The organism is Methanomicrobia archaeon, assembly GCA_011049045.1.
GTDB lineage: Archaea > Halobacteriota > Syntropharchaeia > Alkanophagales > Methanospirareceae > JACGMN01.
Window position 1 is genome coordinate 1 of the sequence record DSCO01000052.1, and the last position, 5,850, is coordinate 5,850.

Below are 5,850 nucleotides of genomic sequence, written 5' to 3' on the forward strand. Positions count from 1 at the left end.
AAACGTTGTATTTAAATAAGCTTCTTTTCCACTCCAGTTTTGTGGGAAAAGAGAGGGGGGGGCATTTTATGGGTATCGAAAAGCTCCAGAAAGCTTATAGGAAGGGGGAACTAAACAAATACGAAACCTTTACCTAGCTTCCGTGCTTAGGTATAGCCAGATGCCAGACGCGAAGCTACTCTATGATGCGCCCGTGCGGATCAGTGGATCGTTTTTCAGCCGCCGCGCCCTCATCACGATCCTGTACATCATGCTCATCGCAGCGGCGGAGCTCGTTACGGCGTATGCCGCCGAGCACGGTGCCGTTTATGCGAAGTATGGCATCGCCTTCCATGCGGTCATCCTCTTCGCCCTGCTCGTTCATTCTGCACGCAGTATAAAAGTGGATCCCGCGACCTCACAGTTGTTGCTGGCGCTCATACTCGCACCGCTGATACGAATCCTCAGCCTTTCGATGCCCGTTGCGGAGTTCAGCTATCTCGCCTGGTTCTTCATCATCAGTATCCCGGTTTACCTCACGATCTTCGCGTGCCTGTACCTGCAGCGCATAAAGCCGCGGGACATTGGGCTTGCTTTGCCGGAAAAGAAGCATCTACCACTTGAACTCGCTATTATCGTGATCGCGGTCCCGGTGGGCATCATCGAGTATCTCATCTTGAAACCCGGGCTGCTGGTGGAGCCGCGTCTTCCCGCGTTGGTGGTGCCGGTGCTCATTATGGTGGTGTGCACGGGCTTTCTGGAGGAATTAGCCTTTCGCGGGTTGATGCAGTACCATGCCGTGCGTACCCTCGGCTTTGCGGGCATCGTGCTCATCTCCGCGCTCTTCGGCCTGCTGCATATCGGCAACCTCACGATACTTGACGTCCTGCTCGCCGGCAGCATCGGCTTCATCTTTGCACTGGTGGTGCGGAAGACCGGGTCAGTCTATGGCGTGAGTATATCACACGGTATTATCAATTCGACCCTGTTCCTGTTCGCACCGGCGTTTTTATGAGTAGAGTAAGTGCTCGTATCCGCGTTGGTAGCGGTTAGCTCGATCGAGTGCGCTGCGCGTGATCATCGATCGGCCATTGCGCATCAGGTGCGTGACGATCTTCTGGGCAATCGTGCTCGCAGTTCGGGATAGAAGATAACGGCCAGCGGAGCGAGAAAGAGCAGAACGAGCATGAGCCTCCTGGCGTTAGAGCCTTTGGCGAGCGACCAGAAGAGGCTTTGCTCCGGGCGCTGCACTTCGAACATACAGGGGATGATCTCGGCCATGAACTCCCGGGAGACCGTGAGGATCCCGTCATAGGAGCTGCCGGTGGGTGCAAGTGCCTCGACACGGACCATCGTGATGGTATCAGAGCTCAGAGGTGGCTCCTTTACGTAAAAGTAGAGCACGACCCGGCGTTCCGTGACCCTGCCCGTATCGGCCGCTTGCTTCGTGACCACGAGCTTCTTCACCGGCAGGATCGTCTCGTTACGCCTTGCCGCGGGTGCAGAAAACCACGGGTCTTCTACCCAGCTCGCATTGGATATCGTTACGATCTCATTGCTCGCGCTCTCGATCGTATAGCCCAGCGCGGGATAGCAGACAATGGGCGGGTGAAAGCTTGACCGATTATAGGACTGCATGATGAGCAGGAAGATGGGCTGATACAGCTGCGGGTGCGAGTACGCGCGCATGAGCATCACATCGGCACCCAGCTGCTCCATCAGTCGTGCGGTATCATAATCATAGCCCGACCACTCGCCGATCTGCCTGGGAAATGCCTGCAGATGCGCGGTATTGCCCAGATCCAGCTTCGTCCGCACCGGCAGTTCATAACTCGAGGCATACGAGAGCTCCGTACCGATCATCGTGACCCGTTTAGCGAGGATCGTGGAGGGTGTGGAGCAGAGCATGATAATGACGAACGCGAGCATCAGGAGCCCGATGATCTTCGCATAGTCCTCGAAGAAGTCTCCAGCGGTTGCGGGTTCTTTTCCGGTTACCATAGCTTGGCGGCCTACCTGACTCCTGGATCGATCAGACGCGGACCTTACAGCCCGTAAGAATACTGAGGCCGATGAGGCATATAAAGGCGATAATGAAGAGCAGCGGGCTGAAGAGCGTGTGGTAGAACCCGGTTGCGGTCTCCGCGCCGTAACGGTGCCCGATGAGGAGCAGCGCGGTAACGCGTGTGATATTCGCGAAGAGCGCGATAGGCACGGCGCTGCAGAACAGCGCGACCTTACGGTACCAGGCGCACTGGAGCAGGACCGTGAAGAGCGCGGCGAGTGCGAGCAGCGCGATGAGCGAGTTCATGCCGCTACAGGGCAGTCCGATGGTGAAGGCCGCGTCCGCGAGATAGATCTCTGCACCGACCCGGGTAACGGGTATACCGAGCAGCGTGAGCAGCGCGGCGGGATAGCGTGCGGAGAGTGCCTGGAGCTGGTAGCCGAGCAGATCCAGGAACTCTGCGGGCAGTGGAATAGCGAACATGAGGTACGCAATGGGGAAGAGCAGCGCACGCATCAGCGGTTTCCCGTAAAAGAAGAGTACCAAGCCGCTCAGGGTGAAGAGGAACGAGAGGGCCATGAGGAACGGGAAGAGGGTGATGAACCCGGCGGTGTACAGGAACAGCCCAACGGCGAAGACGATAAGCCCCTTCTGGTACGGTGCGGGATCGCGAACCTCGGACGGCTCAAAGGTGCGGAACGCGCGCCAGGTGAAGAAGCCCGCGATGATCATGACGAGGAACCCGTGCGAGTAGTACGGGTCGTTGAGCCAGGCGCGGACGAGCCACTGGAAGGTGCGTGCGTAAAGGAGCGCGAGGATGAGCAGGATAACGAACGGCGTTTTTGGGAGCTTCATGGCAAACGGTTCTCGCGGTTTAGTAAGTACTTACCCAAAGTCATTCCTTAAAAAATAAGCTTCGGGAGTAGTAAGGGGATGGACGTGTGGTGCCTGAAAAGGGGAACCGCCGAGTGATTCTGTTAAACGAGCGAGCATCTGCAGTGTCTGCTGATGGCGGAGTTCGCGCGACTCTATAGCTCACCACGTAAGCGCGCGCAGCTACCGGGCTTCAGTCTGCCGAGGCAGAGCGATCTGGAGAAGAATCCACTTTCAAGGCTATCAATAAGACGATTCATTTGTCGTATACTTGCGTCGTTACTGTAACCCTCTGACGTATGGAGTCATTCGTTCGCGAAGTTATCGCTGCTTTCCGCGCACTTTTGCTGGCGCACCTCACGGTACGAACGAAGATATCGGTAGATTCAGGCGGCTTATAACTGCTCAAGATATCGTACAATGTACCGTGCAAATTCTTCGAAATCAACTAGATTTGCGTGCAAGATCTCGCAAAGCATCTCCAGATCGACCTCTGCGTACATATGCACCAGGATATTTCTGAACTTCGCAGCCTCGCTGAATCGCGCGGCAAACGCTTCGGGTAGAATGCCCGCCTCTCCGAGTATTTCCAGTACCTCTCTGTATGTCTCCGGTTTTCGTAAGCCACGTGCTGCTATGAGATACTCGCCAATATCCAACGACGATTCTATCGCGAGCTGTAAATTTCGCTCGATCGCCGAGCGCAGTTCATAGTCCTCTTCCAGTCGTTCCGTGGATAGTGACTGATATGATCTCAAGAACTCAACATACTTCTGCATGTTCCTGAGCTTTCGGGCTATCTTCTCTCGGTCGTCCATCCATACGTTCTCCTAAATGCTACCTTCCGCAACTCCTTTCAAGTACAACACGGTCCATCTCGTCTCGTAATACCGCCGATCGAGGTACCTCGAGAGTATACCATGCTCAAACGCGATCTTCTCACTTCTATCACGGACAAGCAGCGGATAATTCGCTTTGATGATCTCATACGTGAGTGAGAGCGGTGCGCCGTTCATGATCACCAGGTCGATTTTATCAGTCCTCAGGATTGCCGTCAGATCATCCAGCAATTTCAGGTGGAGCTTAAACCGCGCGCGCTTACTCAGCGAGTCATCCAGCAGAACGCCCAGATCACTATCGCTCAACGGGCCTGCGCGGCCTGCCACGAGCGAGCCAAAACGATAGGCGAGCTTGACCTGCTCCTGGCTCAGAAAATACTCCACGAGCTTCTTATCCTGGGCAGTTAGCTCATCGTCCATCGCTCCCGAATCACCCCTGAGTAACTTCTATCTAATCCCCGTGTTTACCGAGCCTTTCGTATCCTACGTATGGTAGGTAATAAATAGCCGTACTTCTAAATAACGGTCGTTACCCGGCGCACCGTCAGATCTTCCTGATCTCCGTTGGTTGGCCATCAGCTCATGCGGTATAACGCCCTCGTTCACGAGACTACCGTCGTCATCATGTTCGCATCCGCAAACTGCCACCGCATGTTTTGTATCGCTCCAGGGCGTATAGGAGTGACATGCCTCTGCCGTATCCGGTGCAGCTCATGTACTATGAGCTCTTACATACAGTGCTTTCTGACTTTCCAGAGCAGGTTCGGGAACGGTTCTTCGTTATGGGCGCGATTGTGGGGGCGCAGGGTATCGCTAAGTAAGGGAGGGACCGCGAACTCCAGGCTTGGTTTGGTAGGTTGGGCCTTTCAGAGCGTTTATATCGGTCTACCTGCTACCAGATAACCACTCATTCATGGACAAAGACCGCGAATAGGTGTCCCCCACTCCGCAAATTAACCCATAGGTAGCGCTTCAGGGAGGAGCTCGCACAGAAATTCCTTCTCCAGGTCCAGGACACTATCATACGGGCCCGAAACAGAGAGGAGCGCGGAGATACGAACCATGGAGATCGCATCACTGCCAAGCGGGCGCTCCTTCACATAGAAATAGAGCACGACCCACCGTTCGTTACACCGTCTCGCCAGTACCGGATGAATGCTTGGTCACCATGAGCTGGTCACCACGAGCTTCTTTACCGCGATCGTTGGTGACGTGGAGAACACATCGCGGCGTTCCATCCAGCGTTCCGCAGCTCAAAACCCTCCTCCTCGATCGTATAGCCCACCGCGAGATAGGAAGACGCGACTCGCAGTTTATAAAGCGATGCAAGAGGCGGTGTAGGCGGCAACGGATATAGGCGCGATGATCTTAAAGGATGAAGGCAAGCTTCCGCAGGATGACTATACGAACATAGCGCACCTCTTTACGCTGGGCATTCTTGATGATCATGATAAAGCGGCACTGAATGAAGCAGATTGGTTACGGAACCGATTGGTGCACGGTTATAATGGCGTGAATGATGCGCTGGCTCTGGAATCAATTCAGGGACTCTTAGTGCCACTGGAGCGTTATGTGAAGAAGGTAGCGGCATGGGTGAAGCAGCGAGCATAACGCAGGATTTCGCATTTCTGGCGGATGACGACGAGATACTTGCCCTGCTCCTCTTCGGCTCAGGTGCACGAACAGGTGCGGACCTGCGGAGCGACCGGGATATCTGTATCGTTGCGCCCGAGCTCTGCGAGCCACGTACCCGACTGGTGCTGTTACGGGCCATTTTCAAACGGCTGGATGTATCAGGGAAGCGTTATGATCTCTGGTTCTTTGAAGAGCTTCCGCTCTACCTGAAGATCCAGGTGATTGAGCATCATGCGGTTATCTGTTGTCGTGATTTACCCGCGCTGTATGAGTATTTCTATTTTTACCGGCGGTTATGGGGCAATCAGAAGCATCATCAGGACTTAGAGAAACGGGAACTACTGGAACTACTTGATACCGTCTGATGTGCCTGCAAAACAGTATGGCACCTTAACGCCGCTTATTCAGAGCGCACCAGGGCATTGCCGTGCTCTCGTGTGCACGGACGGTGGCTTGAACCGGGGCTTTCGTGTTCTCGTTTGAATGATCCTCGATCGAGCGTCACGCCATCTACTGATT

Annotated in this window: 7 protein-coding genes; 3 read left to right on the plus strand and 4 right to left on the minus strand. The window is 54.7% G+C overall.

Features of this window, described 5'->3' with window-relative positions:
• The first annotated feature begins 160 nt into the window (after positions 1–160).
• Positions 161–994: a CPBP family intramembrane metalloprotease gene (locus ENN68_06750; protein ID HDS45773.1), complete on the plus strand. Its 834-nt coding sequence runs from the start codon at positions 161–163 to the stop codon at positions 992–994.
• Positions 995–1,077: 83 nt separating this feature from the next.
• Here the strand turns inward: ENN68_06750 and ENN68_06755 are convergent, their stop codons facing one another.
• From ENN68_06755 to ENN68_06770, 4 genes are all read right to left on the minus strand, one after another.
• The gene (locus tag ENN68_06755) at positions 1,078–1,980 is read right to left on the minus strand and encodes an exosortase-associated EpsI family protein (protein HDS45774.1); all 903 of its coding nucleotides are present in this window, start codon (positions 1,978–1,980) and stop codon (positions 1,078–1,080) included.
• A 31-nt stretch (positions 1,981–2,011) separates the two neighbouring features.
• Positions 2,012–2,839, minus strand: coding sequence for an exosortase/archaeosortase family protein (locus ENN68_06760; GenBank protein HDS45775.1), 828 nt, complete (start codon positions 2,837–2,839; stop codon positions 2,012–2,014).
• Between the two features lie 413 nt (positions 2,840–3,252).
• A complete protein-coding gene (locus ENN68_06765) occupies positions 3,253–3,675 on the minus strand; it encodes a DUF86 domain-containing protein (GenBank protein ID HDS45776.1) in 423 nt (140 codons plus the stop codon).
• A 12-nt stretch (positions 3,676–3,687) separates the two neighbouring features.
• Entirely contained in the window at positions 3,688–4,116 is a 429-nt protein-coding gene (locus tag ENN68_06770; GenBank protein ID HDS45777.1) for a nucleotidyltransferase domain-containing protein, read from the minus strand.
• A 942-nt stretch (positions 4,117–5,058) separates the two neighbouring features.
• On the opposite strand from ENN68_06770, the gene ENN68_06775 reads away from it, so the two are divergent.
• Positions 5,059–5,307: a DUF86 domain-containing protein gene (locus ENN68_06775; protein HDS45778.1), complete on the plus strand. Its 249-nt coding sequence runs from the start codon at positions 5,059–5,061 to the stop codon at positions 5,305–5,307.
• Complete coding sequence (locus tag ENN68_06780; protein HDS45779.1) at positions 5,286–5,696, plus strand: nucleotidyltransferase domain-containing protein; 411 nt, start codon at positions 5,286–5,288, stop codon at positions 5,694–5,696. The genes ENN68_06775 and ENN68_06780 overlap by 22 nt, the downstream gene beginning before the upstream one ends.
• Positions 5,697–5,850 lie beyond the last annotated feature (154 nt).